Origin of the sequence: Acidovorax sp. M2(2025) (assembly GCF_049330835.1) — a bacterium.
In the GTDB taxonomy this organism is placed as follows: Bacteria; Pseudomonadota; Gammaproteobacteria; order Burkholderiales; family Burkholderiaceae_C; genus Acidovorax.
The window spans coordinates 4558647-4577222 of the sequence record NZ_CP186262.1 but is presented as its reverse complement, the minus strand read 5'-3'; the positions used below and the strand labels follow the sequence as shown (position 1 = coordinate 4577222).

The 18576-nt window shown below is 67.6% G+C and carries 14 protein-coding genes and 1 pseudogene; 4 read left to right on the top strand and 11 right to left on the bottom strand.

Going from position 1 to position 18576, the window contains the following annotated elements; genetic code table 11:
• Positions 1-48: 48 nt before the first annotated feature.
• Positions 49-1752: a methyl-accepting chemotaxis protein gene (locus ACOYR3_RS21005; protein ID WP_422844240.1), complete on the bottom strand. Its 1704-nt coding sequence runs from the start codon at positions 1750-1752 to the stop codon at positions 49-51.
• Between the two features lie 780 nt (positions 1753-2532).
• On the opposite strand from ACOYR3_RS21005, the gene ACOYR3_RS21000 reads away from it, so the two are divergent.
• On the top strand, positions 2533-3261 hold the full coding sequence (locus ACOYR3_RS21000) for a pseudouridine synthase (RefSeq protein ID WP_422844239.1): 729 nt from the start codon (positions 2533-2535) through the stop codon (positions 3259-3261).
• Between the two features lie 65 nt (positions 3262-3326).
• Here ACOYR3_RS21000 and ACOYR3_RS20995 read toward each other — a convergent pair whose 3' ends face one another.
• Positions 3327-5441 (bottom strand): InlB B-repeat-containing protein, encoded by a 2115-nt coding sequence (locus ACOYR3_RS20995; protein ID WP_422844238.1) that lies wholly within the window; start codon positions 5439-5441, stop codon positions 3327-3329.
• Between the two features lie 430 nt (positions 5442-5871).
• On the opposite strand from ACOYR3_RS20995, the gene ACOYR3_RS20990 reads away from it, so the two are divergent.
• Entirely contained in the window at positions 5872-6807 is a 936-nt protein-coding gene (locus ACOYR3_RS20990; protein WP_422844237.1) for an exopolyphosphatase, read from the top strand.
• A 72-nt stretch (positions 6808-6879) separates the two neighbouring features.
• Here ACOYR3_RS20990 and aqpZ read toward each other — a convergent pair whose 3' ends face one another.
• On the bottom strand, positions 6880-7617 hold the full coding sequence (aqpZ, locus tag ACOYR3_RS20985) for an aquaporin Z (protein WP_422844236.1): 738 nt from the start codon (positions 7615-7617) through the stop codon (positions 6880-6882).
• 186 nt (positions 7618-7803) lie between these two features.
• On the opposite strand from aqpZ, the gene htpG reads away from it, so the two are divergent.
• On the top strand, positions 7804-9786 hold the full coding sequence (gene htpG / locus ACOYR3_RS20980) for a molecular chaperone HtpG (protein ID WP_422844235.1): 1983 nt from the start codon (positions 7804-7806) through the stop codon (positions 9784-9786).
• Between the two features lie 111 nt (positions 9787-9897).
• On the opposite strand, the gene ACOYR3_RS20975 is transcribed toward htpG, so the two are convergent.
• From ACOYR3_RS20975 to ACOYR3_RS20960, 4 genes and pseudogenes are all read right to left on the bottom strand, one after another.
• Complete coding sequence (locus ACOYR3_RS20975; RefSeq protein WP_422844234.1) at positions 9898-10233, bottom strand: hypothetical protein; 336 nt, start codon at positions 10231-10233, stop codon at positions 9898-9900.
• A gap of 89 nt (positions 10234-10322) precedes the next feature.
• Positions 10323-11006 carry a hypothetical protein gene (locus ACOYR3_RS20970; protein WP_422844233.1) on the bottom strand — a complete coding sequence of 228 codons (684 nt, stop codon included), beginning with the start codon at positions 11004-11006 and terminating at the stop codon, positions 10323-10325.
• Between the two features lie 200 nt (positions 11007-11206).
• Positions 11207-11905: a response regulator transcription factor gene (locus ACOYR3_RS20965; protein WP_422844232.1), complete on the bottom strand. Its 699-nt coding sequence runs from the start codon at positions 11903-11905 to the stop codon at positions 11207-11209.
• Positions 11906-12244: 339 nt separating this feature from the next.
• A pseudogene (locus ACOYR3_RS20960) lies at positions 12245-12505 on the bottom strand (serine/threonine protein kinase); the annotation flags it as partial.
• Between the two features lie 202 nt (positions 12506-12707).
• On the opposite strand from ACOYR3_RS20960, the gene ACOYR3_RS20955 reads away from it, so the two are divergent.
• On the top strand, positions 12708-13832 hold the full coding sequence (locus ACOYR3_RS20955; RefSeq protein WP_422844231.1) for an IPTL-CTERM sorting domain-containing protein: 1125 nt from the start codon (positions 12708-12710) through the stop codon (positions 13830-13832).
• Between the two features lie 30 nt (positions 13833-13862).
• On the opposite strand, the gene ACOYR3_RS20950 is transcribed toward ACOYR3_RS20955, so the two are convergent.
• The 4 genes from ACOYR3_RS20950 to ACOYR3_RS20935 all read right to left on the bottom strand — a co-directional run bounded on the left by ACOYR3_RS20950 (position 13863) and on the right by ACOYR3_RS20935 (position 18480).
• On the bottom strand, positions 13863-14912 hold the full coding sequence (locus tag ACOYR3_RS20950) for a serine/threonine protein kinase (RefSeq protein ID WP_422844230.1): 1050 nt from the start codon (positions 14910-14912) through the stop codon (positions 13863-13865).
• 45 nt (positions 14913-14957) lie between these two features.
• Positions 14958-16052, bottom strand: a complete 1095-nt coding sequence (locus tag ACOYR3_RS20945; RefSeq protein WP_422844229.1) for a DUF2855 family protein — start codon at positions 16050-16052, stop codon at positions 14958-14960.
• Positions 16053-16236: 184 nt separating this feature from the next.
• Positions 16237-17676 (bottom strand): protein kinase domain-containing protein, encoded by a 1440-nt coding sequence (locus ACOYR3_RS20940; protein ID WP_422844228.1) that lies wholly within the window; start codon positions 17674-17676, stop codon positions 16237-16239.
• Between the two features lie 45 nt (positions 17677-17721).
• Positions 17722-18480 carry a metallophosphoesterase family protein gene (locus ACOYR3_RS20935; RefSeq protein WP_422844227.1) on the bottom strand — a complete coding sequence of 253 codons (759 nt, stop codon included), beginning with the start codon at positions 18478-18480 and terminating at the stop codon, positions 17722-17724.
• Positions 18481-18576: the final 96 nt, after the last annotated feature.

Genomic DNA, 18576 nt, shown 5'->3' with positions numbered 1-18576 from the left:
TCTCGCTGCGGGGCGGCTTTCTCGCTGGCAAAAAAGCGTGAGCAATCCCTAGCTGCGCGGCAGTGCGGGCGCGCGGGAGGTGGCTGCAGCCAGGGGGCGCGGGGCTGCAGTGCGCGCAGGCGCTGGCACTGCCGCCTGGCTGGCCGTGCCCCAGCTGTCTTCGCTGCCGCCATCGTCGCGCGAGAGGCGGAACGCCCCCACCATCTGCGTGAGCCGCGCGGCCTGGTCCTTGAGGCTGTCCGCGGCGGCGGCGCCTTCTTCCACCAGCGCCGCGTTCTGCTGCGTCATTTCTTCCAGCTGCCCCACCGACTGGCTGACGTGGCCGATACGCTGGCTCTGCTCCTGCGTGGCGGCAGTGATCTCGCCCATGATGTCCGAGACCCGGCGCACCGACACCACCAGGTCTTCAATGGTCTGCCCCGCATGGTGGACCAGGCTGCTGCCTTCCTGCACCTGGTCGACGCTGGCGCTGATCAGTGCCTTGATCTCGCGCGCGGCCGTGGCCGAGCGGCCCGCCAGGCTGCGCACCTCGCCCGCCACCACGGCAAAGCCGCGCCCTTGCTCGCCGGCGCGCGCCGCCTCCACCGCGGCGTTCAGGGCCAGGATGTTGGTCTGGAACGCAATGCCGTCGATCACGCTGATGATGTCGGCGATCTTGCGGGAGCTGGCGCTGATGGTGTCCATGGTCTGCACCACCTGCGACACCACTTCGCCGCCGCGCGTGGCGGTGTCCGACGCGGCGGCGGCCAGCTGGTTGGCCTGGCGCGCGGAGTCCGCGCTGTGCGCCACGGTGCCGGTCAGGTCCCCCAGGGCCGAGGCTGCGCCCTGCAGGTTGTGCGAGGTCTGCTCGGTGCGCTGGCTCAGGTCCAGGTTGCCGGACGCGACCTCGGAGCTGGCCACGAGGATCGAGTCGGCGGCCTGCCCGATCTCGCCCACCAGGGCGCGCAGCCGCGCCTGCATGGCGGCAATGGCCTCCAGCAGCCGCCCGGTCTCGTCATGGATGCGCACCTCGACCTGCGAGGTCAGGTCGCCGCGCGCGATGCGCTCGGCCACCACCACGGCGCGGCCCAGCGGCGCCGTGATGCTGGCGGTGATGCGCCAGGCGATGAGTGCGCCCAGGCCGATGGCCAGCGCCACCAGCACCGCCGCCACCGTGCGGGCGCGCAGCTGGGTCTGTTCGGCGGAGGCCGTGGCCTCGGCGTTCAGCGTGTTCTGCAGGTCGATGAGCTCGCGCAGCTTGGCTCGCCATTGGGCTTCCGATGGGGCCACCCGCGTCATCAGCGCCAGCGTGGCGCTCACGGTGTCGCCATCGTCCGCTGTCTTGATGGCGCCTTCCAGTTCCGGGCGCGTCTTGTCCCGCAGCGCGCGAATCTCGCCCAGCAGCTGGGTTTCCGCAGGAGTGGCGGTGGCCGGCGGCAGCAGGTCGGCCAGCGCGGCTTCCTGGCGCGCGTAGTCCTGCAGCGTCTTGGCCACGGCGCTGATCTGCTCGCGTGCCTGCCTGGGGTCGATGTCATTGAGCATGGCCGCCGAGCGGGCCTGGATGCCGATGGCGCTCACGTTCTCCAGCATGCCGTTGACCAGCTTGGCCTTGGCGGCGCCGGCCCCGGTGATCAGCTGCATCTGGCCGTGCAATTTGCCCACCGAGAGCTGGCCCACGGCGGCCACGGCCACCAGCAGCGCCAGCAGGCAGCCAAAGCCCAGGCCCAGCCGGCTGGAGATGGACAGGGATTTGAAAATTCTGGCGGGCTGCATGGGGTTCCTCATCGGTCACGAAGACGGTGGGCGGGTGCAGAGGTCAAGCAACATCGATGCCCGCGGCCTGTTCGGGTGCGGGGCAGTGTAGGCACAAACCGCTGTGCGCGTGATGTGCCTTTGGGATCAGGCAATGCGCGATTGGCATGGCGTTTCGGTTACATGTTGGGTGCTCCGCAGGGCAAAAGGAGTGAACGCAGGGAGAGGGCGGTTGGGGATCCGGCGTTGTCGAGGATCCACTGATAGCTTTGCGAAATAAAGGCAGGATGCTATGCTTTTTGAAGAAAGCCCCAGCTGCAGGCCGTGGATGCCGTAGCGTCAACAAGATTGCTTCTTGTATAAATCAGTTACATCTGTGCGGACCTAGAGGGAACCCTTAAACCCCTCGTGCGCAGGGCTCCGCGGCGCGGCGTTGCCGGGGCGCAGAACGTGCCGCCAGCGCCCAGGTACCCGGCGCAGGGGACCCAGGCGAAAATACCGGCAATGTCCTCGTCTTCCTCCCGTCCGCCCGGCGCGCCAGCGGCGCCGCCGGCCCCGGCCTCCGCCACCGCCGCCCGTCCCGTCCTGCGCCGCCCCGTGCTGGCCCCCAAGCCTGCCCCTGCGGCGGGCCGTGGCGCCGCGCCCGTGCCGCCTGCACCCCGCAAGGGGCCGGCACCGGCACCCGTGCGCCCCCGCCCGGCCCCGTCCGGCTCCAGTGGCGGGCCCGTGCGCAGCGCCCCCGCGAAGGCTGCCGCGGCCGCAAACGGTGGGAGCGCCGGCGGTTCGCGGTTGAACAAGCGCATGGCCGAACTCGGGCTGTGCTCGCGCCGCGAGGCCGACGACTGGATCGCCCACGGCTGGGTCCGGGTCAACGGCCAGGTGGCCGAGATGGGCATGCAGGTGGGGCCCGGCGACCGCATCGAGGTCGACCCGGCGGCCCACGGGTTGCAGCAGCAGCGCGTGACCATCCTGTTGCACAAGCCCGTGGGCTACGTGAGCGGCCAGGCGGAAGATGGGCACACCCCGGCGGCAGCGCTCATCAACCCGCGCACCCACTGGCCGGGCGATACGAGCCGCCAGCGGTTCTCGCCCCCGCAACTGCGCGGCCTGGCGCCCGCAGGCCGGCTGGACATCGACTCCGTGGGGCTGCTGGTGCTGACCCAGGACGGCCGCGTGGCCCGCCAGCTGATCGGCGAGGATTCCACGGTGGACAAGGAGTACCTGGTCCGCGTGCAGTACGGCGAGGTCGCCACCAACGTGCAGGCGGTGTTCCCGGCCGCGCAGCTGGCGCGCCTGTGCCACGGCTTGTCGCTGGACGGGCAGCCGCTCAAGCCTGCCCGGGTCGAGTGGCAGAACCCCGAGCAGCTGCGCTTTGTCCTCACCGAAGGCAAGAAGCGCCAGATCCGCCGCATGTGCGAGCTGGTCGGCCTGAAGGTGGTGGGGCTCAAGCGCATCCGCATCGGCCGGGTGACGCTGGGCAACCTGCCGGTGGGGCAGTGGCGCTACCTGGCGCCGCACGAGCGGTTTTAAGTCAGCCTGGCGCGGGTGCGCGCCTGAGCATCTGCGGCGCGCGCCAAGCTGTTCGCACCGTGCGCTTACCTGCGGGCAAGAGCACGCCGCCCGACCATGGGCAAGAGCCCGGCCAGCAGCATCAAGCTCCACCACCCGAGTGTCGGGATGGGCTGCGCTGCCGGAGGCGGCACCCCCAGATACAGCGTCAGCGTGACGGAGGGCGCGGACTGGAACTGAGCGTCGCCCGCTTGAGACGCCACCAGCGTGCAAGCGCCCGCGGTGTGCATCGTCACGACGGCTCCTGCCACCGTACATACGGCCGGAGTGTTGCTACTGAAAACCACTGGCAACCCGGATCCCCCGCCCGTTGCGCCCACCGTGAAGGTTCCGCCAACGCTGTACGGCGGCACAGCAGGGGTCGCTTCGAACCCGGTGATCACCTGCGCGGCTTTGGCGGCGAACTGGCCCATGACGTTGAGGTCGGTGTGAATGGCCAGCGAAAGCGGGTTGACGCTTCCGCTGGCGTCGCCACTCCACTGCTGGAAGAACGCTCCGGCGTGCGGGTTGGCCGTCAGGGTGACGGATGCGCCCGTGGCAACAGGGCCGCTGGCCCCGCTCACGGTGCCGGGGCCGCTGACGGAAGTGGTCAGGCACCTGACACTCAGCGAAAGCGCGGCTGGCTGCGGGCCGGGGAGTGCCGCGTTCCCGTCCGCCAAGGCGTCGTTTGCGTTGCTCGCCGTGATGAGGGGCTGGGTATTGAACGTGCGGTCACCCGAGCAAAGTGCGTCCACCCGGGCGCGCAAGCGCACCGTCACTGCCTCTGCAGCCGCCAGGACGCCGCCTTGCGTGGCGTTGGCACCCAGCCCAAGGCGCACCGTCCAGCGCCGTGTAGCGGTGTCAAAGTCCGCGTCGTCGTCGCCGGCGCTGTCCGTTTTGGCGCCGGCGTTGGGACCCGCTGCAAAGACCAGTGAGCCCGGCACGTAACTCAAGCCCGCGGGCAGCACTTCCGATGCCACCACCCCAGAGGCTGCACTCTCCCCTTCGTTGCGGACGGTGACCGTGAGTTCGACGGTGTCACCGGGCATGAGAGCGCCTGCATTCAAGTCCGACATCGAAACGGTCCCGGCCAGCAGTGGCTGTGCGGTTTCAACGGCCGACACCAGAGTGGCGGCGAGAAAGGCGTCGCCAGAGGTTTCCATCTCTACCTGCGCAGTCGTGTCCCCCGCCGACAGCATGGGCGCGATATCCACAATGTCCAGGTCCAGGCCGCTCATGCTATTGGCCGTGCCGGCGAGCCGAGGCAAATCGCCCGCTGTGGAGACAGCTGCACCAAGGTGCGAGCGAGTGCTGTTGAAAAAGTTGTCGGCCGGGTTCAGCGCGTTCGACACGGCGGTGCCATTGACCAGCAGCCGGTCGCCGGAAATGGTGTCGTCACCCTCCAGGGCGGCAAGGCCCAGCTTCGCGGTGCCCACACTCGCCGGCACCAAGAACCCAGAGAGAGTGGTGTTGGCCGGCGCTCCTGTCGTCACCGCTTCAAAACCATCGTAGAGGGCCAGCGAGCGGACTGGCTCGCTGCTCAGTTCATAAAGCACCACCATCCACCAGGCCGCAAAGCGATTGCCATCGTTGATGTTCAGCAAGGCATCGGCATCCACACCGCTGAATCGGTACGCGCCAGCACCACGGGCACGGACAAGAGCCGTCACATCGGCAGCAGCTCGGTATCTTGTGCCACCCGAGACCACGATGTCACCCGGCAGTGCCGTGATCGTCTGGGAGCCGCCGCCCGGCAGGTCGAGTTGAACGCTCGGGCCTGTGCCTGAGACCTTGGACGCCGCCCAGTAAAGCCAGGCATGTGTCACGACAGCCCCCGCAGGCAGTGTGAGCACCGACGTTGTGCGTGCCTGCGCAGCGGTAATCGCGGTATTTGCTTCCGCGTTCCCTGTGGCCGGAGAATCAGCCCTCCAGAACACGTCTGGCGCAGTGTCGGCTGTGTTCGCCCCGCAGGGGCCTACGTTCCCGGTGATGGGAACCGACACACCCAGTGCGCAGTCTTGCGCCAACGTATTGCCAATCAGTACAAAATCGCCGCGCTGAATGGTCTGAGCGCGCAATGTCAGAGCGTGCGCGTCGCCCGCCAAGGCTGTCATCCAGCACAGCAACAGGGCACAGGCTGACCGCAAGAGGGTAGGGTTCATGAGGACTGACAGAAGGAGGAGGCTTGAAAAGGTCGCCTTTCACACCCCCGTGGCCAAGGCCCGGGCTGTGATGCGGTTCTGGTGGCGGCACACTGCTGCCCGCCGTCCATCGGGAGGAATTCTGGGAGGCGCATGTCTGGACTCTTGACTGGGCGTTCCAGCGGCGATTGACTGCCCGTCCCAACCGCTGCCTTACCTGGGTAGCCCACCCTGGCGCGCTTTCAGGGTTTGGCAAGAACCGCCAGACGGTGTATCAGCGCAGGGACTTCCGGACCGCAGGGAAAGCGCTGCTCTGGCCCCGCAGATGGTGGAGCGGCTGCAACGGTCCCTCGGGCTTCGGGTTGGGCGGCACTGTTTAATGCCGCACCGGACTTGCGGCTTGCAAGGGGGCCGGTACCATGGGGGCCAGCGATGTAACAAGGAGATACATGTGAGCAGCGAGAAGTACCGTCTGGTGACCCGCAGTGATTTCGACGGCCTGGTGTGCGCCGTATTGCTCAACGAACTGAACCTGATCGACGAGATCACGTTCGTGCATCCGAAAGACATGCAGGACGGCAAGGTGGCCATCACCGGCCGCGACATCACCACCAACCTGCCCTACGTGCCCGGCGCCCACCTGGTGTTTGACCACCACGAGTCGGAAACGGTGCGCAACTCGGGCCGGCGCGACACCAACCACATCATCGAGGCGCATGCCCCGTCGGCCGCGCGCGTGGTCTACAACCACTATGGCGGCAAGGCAGCGTTTCCCCGCATCACCGACGAGATGATGGCGGCCGTGGACCAGGCCGACTCTGCGCAGTATTCGCGCCAGGACATCCTGGACCCGCAGGGCTGGGTGCTGCTGAACTACATGATGGACTCGCGCACGGGCCTGGGCCGGTTCCGCGACTTCCGCATCAGCAACTACGCGCTGATGATGGACCTCATCAAATACTGCCGCGACCACACCATTGACGAGATCCTGGCGCTGCCGGACGTGCAGGAACGCGTTCAGCTGTACCGCGAACATGCCCCCAAGGCCCGGGAGCAGCTGCTGCGCTGCGGGATCCGCATCGGCAAGCTGGTGGTGCTGGACCTGCGCGAGGAGGAGACCATCTGGGCCACCAACCGGTTCATGATCTACGCGCTGTTCCCCGACTGCGACATCTCCATCCACGTGCTGTGGGGCCTGCAGAAGCAGAACACCGTGTTTGCCACCGGCAAGTCCATCCTGGACCGCGGCAACCCGGTGCACGTCGGCAACCTGATGCTGGAGTTTGGCGGCGGCGGGCACGCCGCCGCCGGCACCTGCCAGGTGGCCAACGACAAGGCCGACGGCATCCTGCAGACGCTGGTGCAGCGCATCACCGCCGGCGGCTAAGGCCGTGTTGACGATCCCCCCGCGAGATCGTCAACACGTTCGCAGGCCCGCGCGCGGCGGGCCTGCGACCTGTCACTCGTCGCTCAGCAGCAGGCGGTAGATGGCTGCGCCCAGCAGGGCGCCGGCGACGGGGGCCAGCCAGAAGAGCCACAGTTCCGACAGCGCGTAGGACGGGCCGAACAGCGCCGGGCCGGTGCTGCGCGCCGGGTTGACCGAGGTGTTGGTCACGGGGATGGACACCAGGTGGATCAGCGTGAGGCACAGGCCGATGGCCAGGCCGCCCATGCCACCCTTGGCGCGCTTGGCCGTCGACCCCAGGATGACGATCAGGAACACGGCGGTGAGGATGACCTCCGTCACGGCAGCCGACAGCAGGCCGTAGCCGCCCGGGGAATGGGCGCCGTAGCCGTTGGTGGCGAAGCCGCCCAGGACGGCCTCGGGCTTGCCGGTGGCAATCAGGTACAGCACGGCCGCTGCGGCGGTGGCGCCGGCCACCTGGGAGACCACATAGCCGGGCAGCTCGGAGAGCTTGAACCGGCCCGCCAGCACCAGGCCCGCGGAGACCGCGGGATTGAAGTGGCCGCCCGAGATCGGCCCCAGCGCATAGGCGCCCGTCAGCACGGTGAGGCCGAAGGCCAGGGAAACACCCAGGAAGCCGATGCCCAGCTGCGGAAAGGCGGCCGCCAGCACGGCGCTGCCGCAGCCGCCCAGGGTGAGCCAGAAGGTGCCAAGAAATTCAGCAGACCATTTTTGAAGGGATGTGGGCACGGTAGGACTCCTACGCAGGGAAATCAAAAGAAAAGGGGGCATGGGCGGTGTTGCGCCCGGACGTCGGGGGATGGTAGGGGGCCCGATGCGCTCCGGGCGGGCGGCTTTGTTGTCAGAACGTCAACAATGTTTGTGCGCGCGCGGGGCCCTTGCCCTTGAAATGCCGCTGTGCGCCCCGAATTAGCACGCGCGAACGCTTTCGCCATTCCCAAGCCCATTCAAGACACCATGAGCCAGAACAAACAGACCCTGTCTTTCCAGGCCGAAGTGGCCCAGCTCCTGCACCTGGTCACCCACTCGCTGTATTCCAACCAGGAAATCTTCCTGCGCGAGCTGATCTCCAACGCCTCCGACGCCTGCGACAAGCTGCGCTTCGAGGCGCTGAACAACAACGCCCTCTACGAAGACGCGCCCAACCTGGAAGTGCGCGTGAGCTTCGACCAGGCCGCCCGCACGCTCACCATCACCGACAACGGCATCGGCATGAGCCAGCAGGAGGCCATCGACCACCTGGGCACCATCGCCAAGAGCGGCACCAAGGACTTCATGGGCAAGCTCTCGGGCGACCAGAAGCAGGATGCGCAGCTGATCGGCCAATTCGGCGTGGGCTTCTACTCGGGCTTCATCGTGGCCGACAAGATCACCGTGGAATCGCGCCGCGCAGGCCTGAAGGCCGAGGAAGGCGTGCGCTGGGTGAGCAGCGGCACGGGCGACTTCGAGGTGGAGACCATCACCCGCCCCGAGCGCGGCACCAGCATCATCCTGCACCTGCGCGAGGATGCCGGGGAGTTCCTGAACGCCTGGAAGCTCAAGTCCGTCATCGCCAAGTACTCCGACCACATCAGCCTGCCCATCCTGATGGAAAAGGAAGAGTGGAAGGACGGCGAGCTCATCAACCCCAGCGACGAGAACGGCGGCCGCCAGCCCGGCGGCATGGTCAAGACCGGCGAGTGGGAGACGGTGAACAAGGCCAGCGCGCTCTGGACCCGCCCCAAGAAGGACATCACCGACGAGCAGTACGCCGAGTTCTACAAGTCCATCAGCCACGACCACGAAGCGCCGCTCACCTGGGCGCACAACCGCGTGGAAGGCAACACCGAGTACACGCAGCTGCTGTACATCCCCGCCAAGGCCCCGTTCGACCTGTGGAACCGCGACAAGAAGGCCGGCGTGAAGCTGTACGTGAAGCGCGTGTTCATCATGGACGACGCCGAGGCGCTGATGCCCACTTACCTGCGCTTCGTGAAGGGCGTGATCGACTCGGCCGACCTGCCGCTGAACGTGAGCCGCGAGCTGCTGCAGGAAAGCCGCGACGTGCGCTCCATCCGCGAAGGCTCGACCAAGCGGGTTCTGTCGATGCTGGAAGACCTGGCCAAGCACGACAAGCACGAGGCCGCCGGCGAAGGCACCGATGGCGTGACCGACGTGGTGAGCGAGGAAGACAAGGCCAAGGAAGGCAAGTACACCGCGTTCTACGCCGAGTTTGGCGCGGTGCTGAAGGAAGGCCTGGGCGAGGACTTTGCCAACCGCGAGCGCCTGGCCAAGCTGCTGCGTTTTGCCTCCACGCAGAGCGATGCCGTGACAGTCTCCTTTGCCGACTACAAGGCCCGCATGAAGGAAGGCCAGGAGGCCATCTACTACATCACCGCCGAAACGCTCGCCGCCGCCAAGAACAGCCCGCAGCTCGAAGTCTTCAAGAAGAAGGGCATCGAAGTGCTCCTGATGACCGACCGCGTGGACGAGTGGGCGCTGAACTACCTGCACGAGTTTGACGGCACGCCGCTGCAAAGCGTGGCCAAGGGCGCCGTGGACCTGGGCAAGCTGCAGGACGAGGCCGAGAAGAAGGCGGCCGAGGAAGCGGCCGAAGCCTTCAAGCCCGTGCTGGCCAAGCTGAAAGAAGCCCTCAAGGACAAGGCCGAGGACGTGCGCGTGACCACGCGCCTGGTCGACTCGCCCGCCTGCCTGGTGGTGCAGGACGACGGCATGAGCACGCAGCTGGCGCGCCTGCTCAAGCAGGCCGGCCAGCAGGCCCCGGCCACCAAGCCCGTGCTGGAAGTGAATGCCGAGCACCCGCTGGTCAAGAAACTCGATGGCAGCGTGCACTTCCACGACCTGGCGCACATCCTGTTCGACCAGGCCCTGCTGGCCGAAGGCGGCCTGCCGGACGACCCGGCGGCCTACGTCAAGCGCGTGAATGCCTTGCTGGCGTAGCGTGTGAAAAGGGTCTCTAGCGCTTGTGCATCAAGCGCTAGAAGCTATGAAAAATGTAGCAAACCCGGCGGTCCCGCACCGCCGGGTTTTTTTGTTGGGTGCGGCTGCCGTTCAGTCTTCTTCGGGCTGCGCCTGCTCCAGGATCCGGCTGTGCGCGCGGTTGCGCTCCTGGGGGTCTGCGTCCAGCAATTCCTTGAGGGCGCCCGCGGGCGCGCGCATTCCCTTGCGCCGGTCGTGCTTCACGGGCAGGTTGCGCCAGCCCGAGAGCACCAGCCAGTCCCACAGCTCGGGCGGAACCTCGTGCGTGACGAGCATCTTGACCGGGCCGCGCACCAGCGTGGCGCCCGGCGCGGGACGTGAGCCGACCGGCGCCGGCCGGCGTTGCTGCCGGATTGACAGCGCGTTGCGAATCCAGTCCTTCATGGGCGTGGTGAACCGCGAGGCCACGGAATGCTGAAAGAGCGGCCAGCATAGCGGAGATGGCGCCAGGGGGCTGCACCGCCCTCGGTGCACCGTCGACGGCCGGGGCTTTGCGCTCAGCGCAGCGGCATGCGCCGGCCGGCCAGCACCACCCCCAGCAGCACCATCAGGCCCGCCAGCGCGGTGCGGGCCCAGTCGCCCAGCGTGGGCACCTGGGACAGCGTATGGCGCGCCAGGAAGCAGCCCAGCGTGGCGAAGGCGGGGGCGTCGATCTGGCCGGCGGCGGTGGAGAACCGGCCACCCTCGGGCGCCGGACCGGGAGCGATGGCGTTGGTGACCAGCGACGCCGTCGCGCAGGCCTTGATGCCGTCCGCCGTCTTGGGCCAGGTGACTTCGGCGGTGATGGTGCATCCGCCGGGCGGGATGGTGGCGCTGTACAACTGCAGGCGGCTGCTGCCTGCAGCGGCGGCCAGGGCGCCGCCGGCACAGGTGTGCACCGCCTGGATGAGCTGCAGCGGCGCGGGCAATTCGTTGACCACGTTGGCGCCCGGCACGGGCGTGTCGAGATCGGGGTTGGCCAGCGTGATGGTCAGGGTGCTGTGTTCACCGGGTGCGACCGCGGCCGGGGCAAAGGTTTCGCTGACGCTGGGCGCGTCCTCTGCCTGGGGGGCGGTGCCGGGCCCGGTGCCGCCTTGCGCGGCTTGCCCCGCGGCCGCCAGGCTTGCGAGCGCTAGTGCCGCGAAGGCAGCGGCACGCAAAGCGGTGGAAGCGGCAGAAAAAAACGGGCGGCGTGAAGGCATCGTGAAACCCCTTGCAACGGGGTTTACCGATCTTCTCTTGCGGCTTCAGGTGGGGCAATGGAGCCCAGGGCTCACCGGCGCACCTTTGACATTTGTTGACGGCCCGCGTGTCCGCACCACCACGGCAGCGCGGGCATGCGGCTGTGCGCCGGGCGGGCCGCGCCGGCAGCGTGCCCGCCAGCGGGGAGGCGCCGCAGTGCTCAGCCCCGGGAGTCCATGGGCCCGATCACGTCCAGCCGGTACCCCATGCCGTAGAAGGCGTTGATGGTATAGCCGTTGTCGGGGCTCAGGTGCAGCTTGGTGCGCAGGCGCGAGACATGGGTGTCCAGCGAGCGCGAGGGCGAATCGCTGAACTCACCCCAGGCCGCTTCGCGCAGGTGCGAGCGCGACAGCAGGCGCCCGGCATTGCGGAACAGGAAGAGGGCCAGGTCGTACTCGCGGTTCTTGAGGGATATCAGCTCACCACGCAGCGTGAGATTGCGCTGCTCGGCATCGAAGCGGTAGGGGCCGAACACCAGTTGCTCGCTGTGCGCCTGCGGGTGCGAGCGGCGCAGCAGGGCGGCAACGCGTGCGGCCAGTTCGCCGGTGCGCACGGGCTTGACCATGTAGTCGTCGGCGCCCCGGCTGAGGGCCTCGATCACGTCGCGCTCTTCGCTGCGGCGGGTGATCACCAGGATGGGCAGATGCTGGCCCGTCATCTCGCGGATGCGCTGCACGACTTCGATGCCGTCGCGGTCGCGCAGATGCCAGCCCGCGATCAGCAGGTCAAAGGTTTCGTGCCGGAAGTCCTTGAGGAGGTTGGTGGCGTGAACGTAGAAGTGGCAGGAATGCTCGGGCTGGAGGTGAACCCGGATCTTTTCAAGCAGGACGGGATCGTCGTGGAATACCGCGATGCGCATAGTGAGAGTTTTTCGGGCGGTGCAATCTCGGTACAAATCAGAAAAGCCTCTTCCTATGAAGGGGCATGTTCCGATATTCCGCGACTTCTCACATTGGTGCAAACCCATTGACAATCGTTTGCAGAGGGTGCGAAAAGTACAACGCAGCCGGGGCTACAGGGGCGTGTCTCGGCTCTCAACCAGGCTCCGTGTAAACCCCGTGATGCTTTGTCCGCATTGCGGGGTGGTCGGAATGTGCAGGCAAGGTACAAAGCGCAGCAATAGCCGGAGGCTATTACCGCGCGGCAGACCGCCCGGACCCGTGAAGGCGCAAGGCGCGCTGGTTCGAGCAGTCGTACCCTAGGCTGCGAGCGGTGCCTCCTGCATCGCCTCGATCTGCTCGACCAGCATGTCCACCTGCCCGCGCCAATGGTCGCTGGTACCGAACCACGGAAAGTTGGCGGGGAAGATCGGGTCCTGCCAGCGGCGCGCCAGCCAGGCGCTGTAGTGGATGAGGCGCAGCGTGCGCAGCGGCTCGATCAGCGCCAGTTCGCGCTGGTTGAAGTTGCGGAACTGCTCGTAGCCATCGAGCAGCGCCCCAAGCTGGTGCGTGCGGTGGCGGGAATTGCAATTCACCAGTTGCCCGCTCTCATCGCGAACACTCCTTGAGTCTGGTCCTGCCAGCGGTTGAACCCCCAGCGGGGACAGCCCTGAATGGACGCCAGAACGCTTGGGTTTTTGACAATGGTTGACATTTCGCGTGCGAATTGTAGTAACGATATGCGGCGATGATTGACATCTCTTTACTCAGCAGTCATTCCTCATGCCCACGCTTTTTCGCCCATTCGCAGCCAGCGTGATCGCGCTGATCTGCAGCTACAGCGTTGCCCAGGAGGTGCCGGAAGTTCCCACGGTTTCCTGCACATCCAATCCGTCGTCCTTCAACACCGGTGTGAACGCTGACGGTTCCATGATCCCGGCGGGTTCGCCCGATTTGCAGTGGTGGGTGACGTCGGTCATGCAGAACAACGCTGCAAATATTCCGCCTCCCGCCAGTGCCGTTTGGAATCCTGCTTACGTGCCCACGGCGCCGCCGCCGTACGCACACCCTAGTCAGGCAAATTGGGTGTCACCGCAGCCGGGCGGGTACACCTATCCAAGAAACTCGCCTTACCCATGGCCCTATCCCACCCCCGTCACAAGCTACTACCGAACGCAGTTCATTCTGGCGCCTGAGGTACCGCCCTCAGCCGTACAGTTCACCATGAACTTTGTGGCTGACGATATAGCCCACGGTGCCTTTGTGAACGGCACACCCACAGCCAGCATTGCGTCACCACTTGTCCTTTCCGGACCTTGGCAGAGTGGCCTCAACACCATTGTTTTCCCGGTGGACGACATTGGCTGGAACACCGGCTTGGTACTCGACAGCCAACCGCCGGCCGCCTTCACGATCTGCAGCGTCTCTCCCATCCGCGTGCAGAAGACCATCTCACAGCCATCCTTCACGCCTGGAGCGACGGCAACCTACACCGTTCAAGTGACGAGCCTCGGGCTGCAACAGGCAACGGGCGTGCAACTGGCCGATCCAATACCCAGCGGTCTCAAGAACCCTGTGTGGAGTTGTTCCGCCAGTGCAGGAGCCGTCTGCCCGACGGTGACCGCAGGCCCGCCGTTTACCTTTGATCTTCCCGGGCAAAGTTCTTTGACGTTCACCTTGAGTGGCACTGTGGCCACAACTGGAAGCCTGAGCAATACCGCGACCATCAGTCCGGGTTCTGGCGTCTGTGCAGCAGATACCCCCACGCCGTGCAGTGCAACGTCTGATGCCGCCATCGGTGCGGTTCCAACGGTTGTGCCGACCTTGTCGGAATGGGCTTTGCTCAGTCTTTTCGGAGCGCTCGCGCTGCTCGGCGCCCGCAAGGTCGCACGACGTTCTGCCCGCTGAAAAGCCTGCGCGGTGCTTGGGCAGCCGGGTTCAGGCGTTTAGCGGTGCCTCCTGCATCGCCTCGATCTGCTCGACCAGCATGTCCACCTGCCCGCGCCAATAGTCGCTGGTACCGAACCACGGAAAGTTGGCGGGGAAGATCGGGTCCTGCCAGCGGCGCGCCAGCCAGGCGCTGTAGTGGATGAGGCGCAGCGTGCGCAGCGGCTCGATCAGCGCCAGCTCGCGCCGGTCGAAGCTGCGGAACTGCTCGTAGCCATCGAGCAGCGCGCTGAGTTGGTGCGTGCGCTGGCGCCGGTCGCCCGACAGCAGCATCCACAGGTCCTGCACGGCGGGGCCCGTGCGGGCGTCGTCCAGGTCCACGAAGTGCGGGCCGCCGCGGCCCCATTCGTCCAGCGGCGTCCACAGGATGTTGCCGGGGTGGCAGTCGCCATGCAGGCGGATGGGGGCGGCATCTTTCAAGCCAAACGAGGCTCCGGCGCTTGCTGGATAAGCGCTGGCAGCTATCAAATCAAGAGCTTTATCGCATTGTTCCTTCCAGGCGCCCTGCATGTCCAGCGGGATGATCTCTTTCGCGAGCAGCCAGTCGCGGGAGGCCGTGCCGAAGCTCTCCAGGTCCAGCGGCGGCCGGTGCACAAAGGGCTGCGCCGCACCGACGGTGTGGATGCGGGCCAGAAAGCGGCCGATCCATTCCAGCACCTCGAAGTCGTCCAGTTCCGGCTGGCGGCCGCCACGCCAGGGGCTGACGGAGAACGCAAAACCGTCGTGCCAGTGCAGCGTGCTGCCGTTCAGGACCAGCGGCCCCACGGCGGGCACCTCGGCGGCCATCAGCTCGGCGGCAAAGGCGTGCTCTTCCAGGATCTGCGCCTCGCTCCAGCGGCCGGGGCGGTAGAACTTGGCCACCACGCGCTCGCCGTCTTCCAGCGTCGCCTGGTACACCCGGTTCTCGTACGAGGACAGGGCCATCAGGCGCCCGTCGCCATACAGGCCCACGCTGGCCAGCGCGTCCAGCACGTGGTCGGGGGTGAGGCGGGCGTAGGGGTGGAGGTCGGGGGCGGCGGTCTCGGGGGGCAATGCGGTCATGCCCCATTGTCGCCGCCCGCCCCGGGGCAGCCCGCCCGCAGGGCGTCAGCTGGGCAGCATCGTGGCGATGTGCCCGGCGCGCGGGTCGCCGCCGCCCGCCAGCACGGCGGCAAACAGTGCCTGCGTGGCCTCGGGCCCCGCATGGTGCTGCACCACCATCCAGGGCTGGGGGCCGGCGGACACGGCGGTGCTGAACCGGGTCCAGGCCGCCACCAGCCGGTCGTTCAAGCCTTGCGGGCCCCAGTCGCCGTGGCGCTTTTTGACCTGGGCGGGCGCAAAGAACATCACCGGGCGCGGGCCCGGCAGCTGGCCTGCACCGCCCAGGTCCCCCACGTGGCTGGCGCCCACCGAGCAGCTGTAGTTCAGGCCCTTGAAGTGCCCGTGCACGCGCTGGCGCAGCCCCACGCTGCCGGCAAAGTCGATGTACACGCTGGGCGTGGCGCTGTCGAGGTGGCCGAGTGCGTCATAAGTGACCACGCGGTCGTAGCAGCCCAGGCTCTCGCAGAACGCCACATTGCCCGGCGACGTGAGGCCCACGACCTCGATGCCCTCCCGCTGCGCGAGCTGGAAGGCGGTGCCGTAGGCCGTCTTGCTCGACGCGCTGGACAGCAGCATGCGCTTGGCGCCAAAGAACTGCTGGTCCTCCAGAAAGTCGTCGATCAGCCACGAGGTGATGAACAGCGGCCGCAGCAGCGCCTGCACGTCTTCGTTGTCGGCGCGGTACAGCGGGTCGGTGGTGGTGCGCAGGTAGTGGTTGTAGACGGCATGCAGGCCCGCGCGGTGGGGCGCGCCATCGCTGAAGCCCGCGGCGTTGGCCCGCTGGGGCGACAGCACCGCCTGCGTGCCCATGGGCCAGTAGCCGTACAGGCGCTCCCCCAGCTCCACGTCCGGGTGCAACGACGCCGTGACGGTGCCGAACCCCCACACCGGCACGATGCCCCAGCCGGGCTCGCCGGTGGGATAAAAGTGCCAGTAGTTGAGCATGTCGCCCAGCGCGGCATAGGTGATGTTGTTGGCGGTGAGGGCAAAGGTATCGACCTGCACGCGGATCTCGCCGTCCTTCAGAGCGGGTTCGTCTGCGGTGACCAGGCGGGTGGCGGCCAGGTTGTCCTGGCGTACGAAGAGGGTGGTGGAGCTCATGCCCGCACGCTAAACGAAAGCGTCCCCGCGCTCAAGGTGGGGGCGGCGCGTGGGTGACATCCAGGCGCTGGCTACCGTCTGCCTTTCCCGCAGTCCTTGACCGTTCGGGCTGAGCCTGTCGAAGCCCAGCGCGAGGCTTCGACAGGCTCAGCCCGAACGACCGGGGGCGACTGAGCGCCTGCGATCAGCCGGGGGATGCCTGCCCCAGCTGCTCGAACGGCAGCGCCTGCTTGACCAGGATGACGGTGCACGGCGCATCGCGCGCCACGCGCATGGGCACGGTGGCGATGAAGCGCTGCATCTGCAGCCCGTGCGTGGCCGCGCCCAGGATCATCATGCTCACGTGGTTGGCCGCCGCGTAGCGCACCAGGGCCTGGGCCACGTCGCCGGCTTCGAGAACGTGGTAGCTCACCGGGTGGCCTGCCAGGTCCAGTCCCTGGGCCCACTGGCGCAGCCGGGCCATGTGCTGGCGGTGCAGCATGGTTTCGCTGCGCTGGCTGTCGCTGGTGCTGCTGGCCGAGGGCGAGATCACCGTCACGCAGGCCAGCCGCGCGCCGGGGCGGATGCCCAGCGAGCGGCCCACCGCCTGGCGCAGCGAGTACAGCGTGGCGTCGCTCACGTCGGCATGGGGCACGGCCACCATGAGGATGGGCGTGTCCTCGATCTGCTGCGCGGGCAGGGGGCTGGGCTGGTAGTGCATGCCGGCCGCGCGCAGCCAGTGGTGCAGGTGCGTGCGCCAGGGCGTGCCGCGCAGGCGCGTGCTGCGTTCGGTGAGCAGCACCTGGTCGGGATTGGCCAGGTCGAAGGCCAGGTGCGCGGCGGAGGGGTAGCGGTTGGACGCCTCGGGCTCCAGGCAGCGCAGGATGATTTCCTGCAGCCAGGGCGGCAGGTCCTTGCGGTGCTTGCGCGGTGGCGCGGGCGCCATCCACAGGCGCTGGCGCATGCCGCCGCTGGTGGTGGGCGCGCCAAAGGGCAGTTCGCCCGTGGCCAGTTCGTACAGCATCACGCCGATGGCGAAGATGTCGCTGCGCGGGTCGCCGCGCACGCCCACCACCTGCTCGGGCGCGATCCACGCGGGCGAGCCCACGGCCTGGCGCATCTCCTCGGCCAGCAGGTCGGGGTAGTGCGCGTGGCACGAGAGGCCAAAGTCCAGCAGCACCGCGGTGCCGTCTTCCTTGATGAGCACGTTGGCGGGCTTGAGGTCCAGGTGGCACACGTTCTGCTGGTGCAGGCTGTGCGCCGCATGCGCCGTGGCCGCGCCCAGGCGGGCTATTGCTTCGGTGTCGCAGCGGCCGGGGCCTTCGTCCAGCCAGTGCTGCAGCGTCTGGCCGGGGATGTACTCCATCACCAGGTAGGGCAGCCGCACCAGGTCGCCCGCCGCCACGAAGCGCGGCACGTGCGGGCCGCTGAGCACGGGCAGGATCTGCAGCTCCACCTCGAAGCTCACGATGGTCTCGGCGCCGTCGCCCACCGTCATGCGCGGGATCTTCATCGCCATCGGAAAGCCCGGGCTGCGGCCGGGCTGCGCGTATTCCACCGCATAGATATGGGCCATGCCGCCCGCGTGGATGCAGTCCAGCACGCGGAAGCCGTCGATCTCGGTGCCGGGTTCGAGCAGCTTCATTGGCGCTCCCTGGTCGGTGTTTTTGGAGTGGATTTTTTGGGGAGCCTAGACGCCGGTTTCAAGCCGGTCCGCGTAGAACGGCGGCAGGCCCGCGGCGCGGATGGCGGCGGCAGCGGCCAGATGGTCGTAGGGCACGCGGTAGAACGTGAGCTGGCGTGCCGCCTCGTCAAACAGTGCGTACATGGCGCGCGCGTCGCCATCGCGCGGCTGGCCCACCGAGCCCGCAATGCCCAGCCACTGGCGGTGCGGCGGCACCGGCACGGGCACGCCGGGCTCGGGCGCAAAGCGCATCAGCTTGGCCGTGGGTGTGAGGAAGTACAGCGCCTGCGCGTGCACGTGGCCACAGAACACGTAGCGGATGGCGGGGTCGATGGCTTGCGCGGCCGCCATGCTGCGCTCGGCGGCGTTGGAGTCTTCCACATAGCGCCACTGTTCGGGCGCGTCCACGCTGGCGTGCACCAGCAGCGCGCTTTGCCCCATGCGTGCGGTGAGCGGCCGGGATTGCAGGAAGGCGCGGTGTTCGGGGCCCAGGTGGTCGTGCGTCCACTGCGCGCCCAGCTCGCTGCGGGTGCGCGGCTGGGCGGGCGGCGCCAGGGCGATGGCGTCGTGGTTGCCCAGCACGCACAGCGCGCCGGCCTGGGCGAGCGCCATGGCCTGCTCGACCACGGCCACGGGGTCGCCGCCATAGCCGACCAGGTCGCCCAGCAGTGCGAACTGGTCGGCGCCGTGGGCGCGGGCGTGCTGCAGGCAGGCGTCGAGCGCCTGGCGGTTGGCGTGAATGTCGGACAGCAGGGCGATCTTCATGGGCTTTGTCTCCGTCCCCATCATCGCGCGGATCGCTGAATGACAGCTTGCACAAAAGCCGGGCCGCTGCCTACGCAATGTCCATAAAAATAGCTG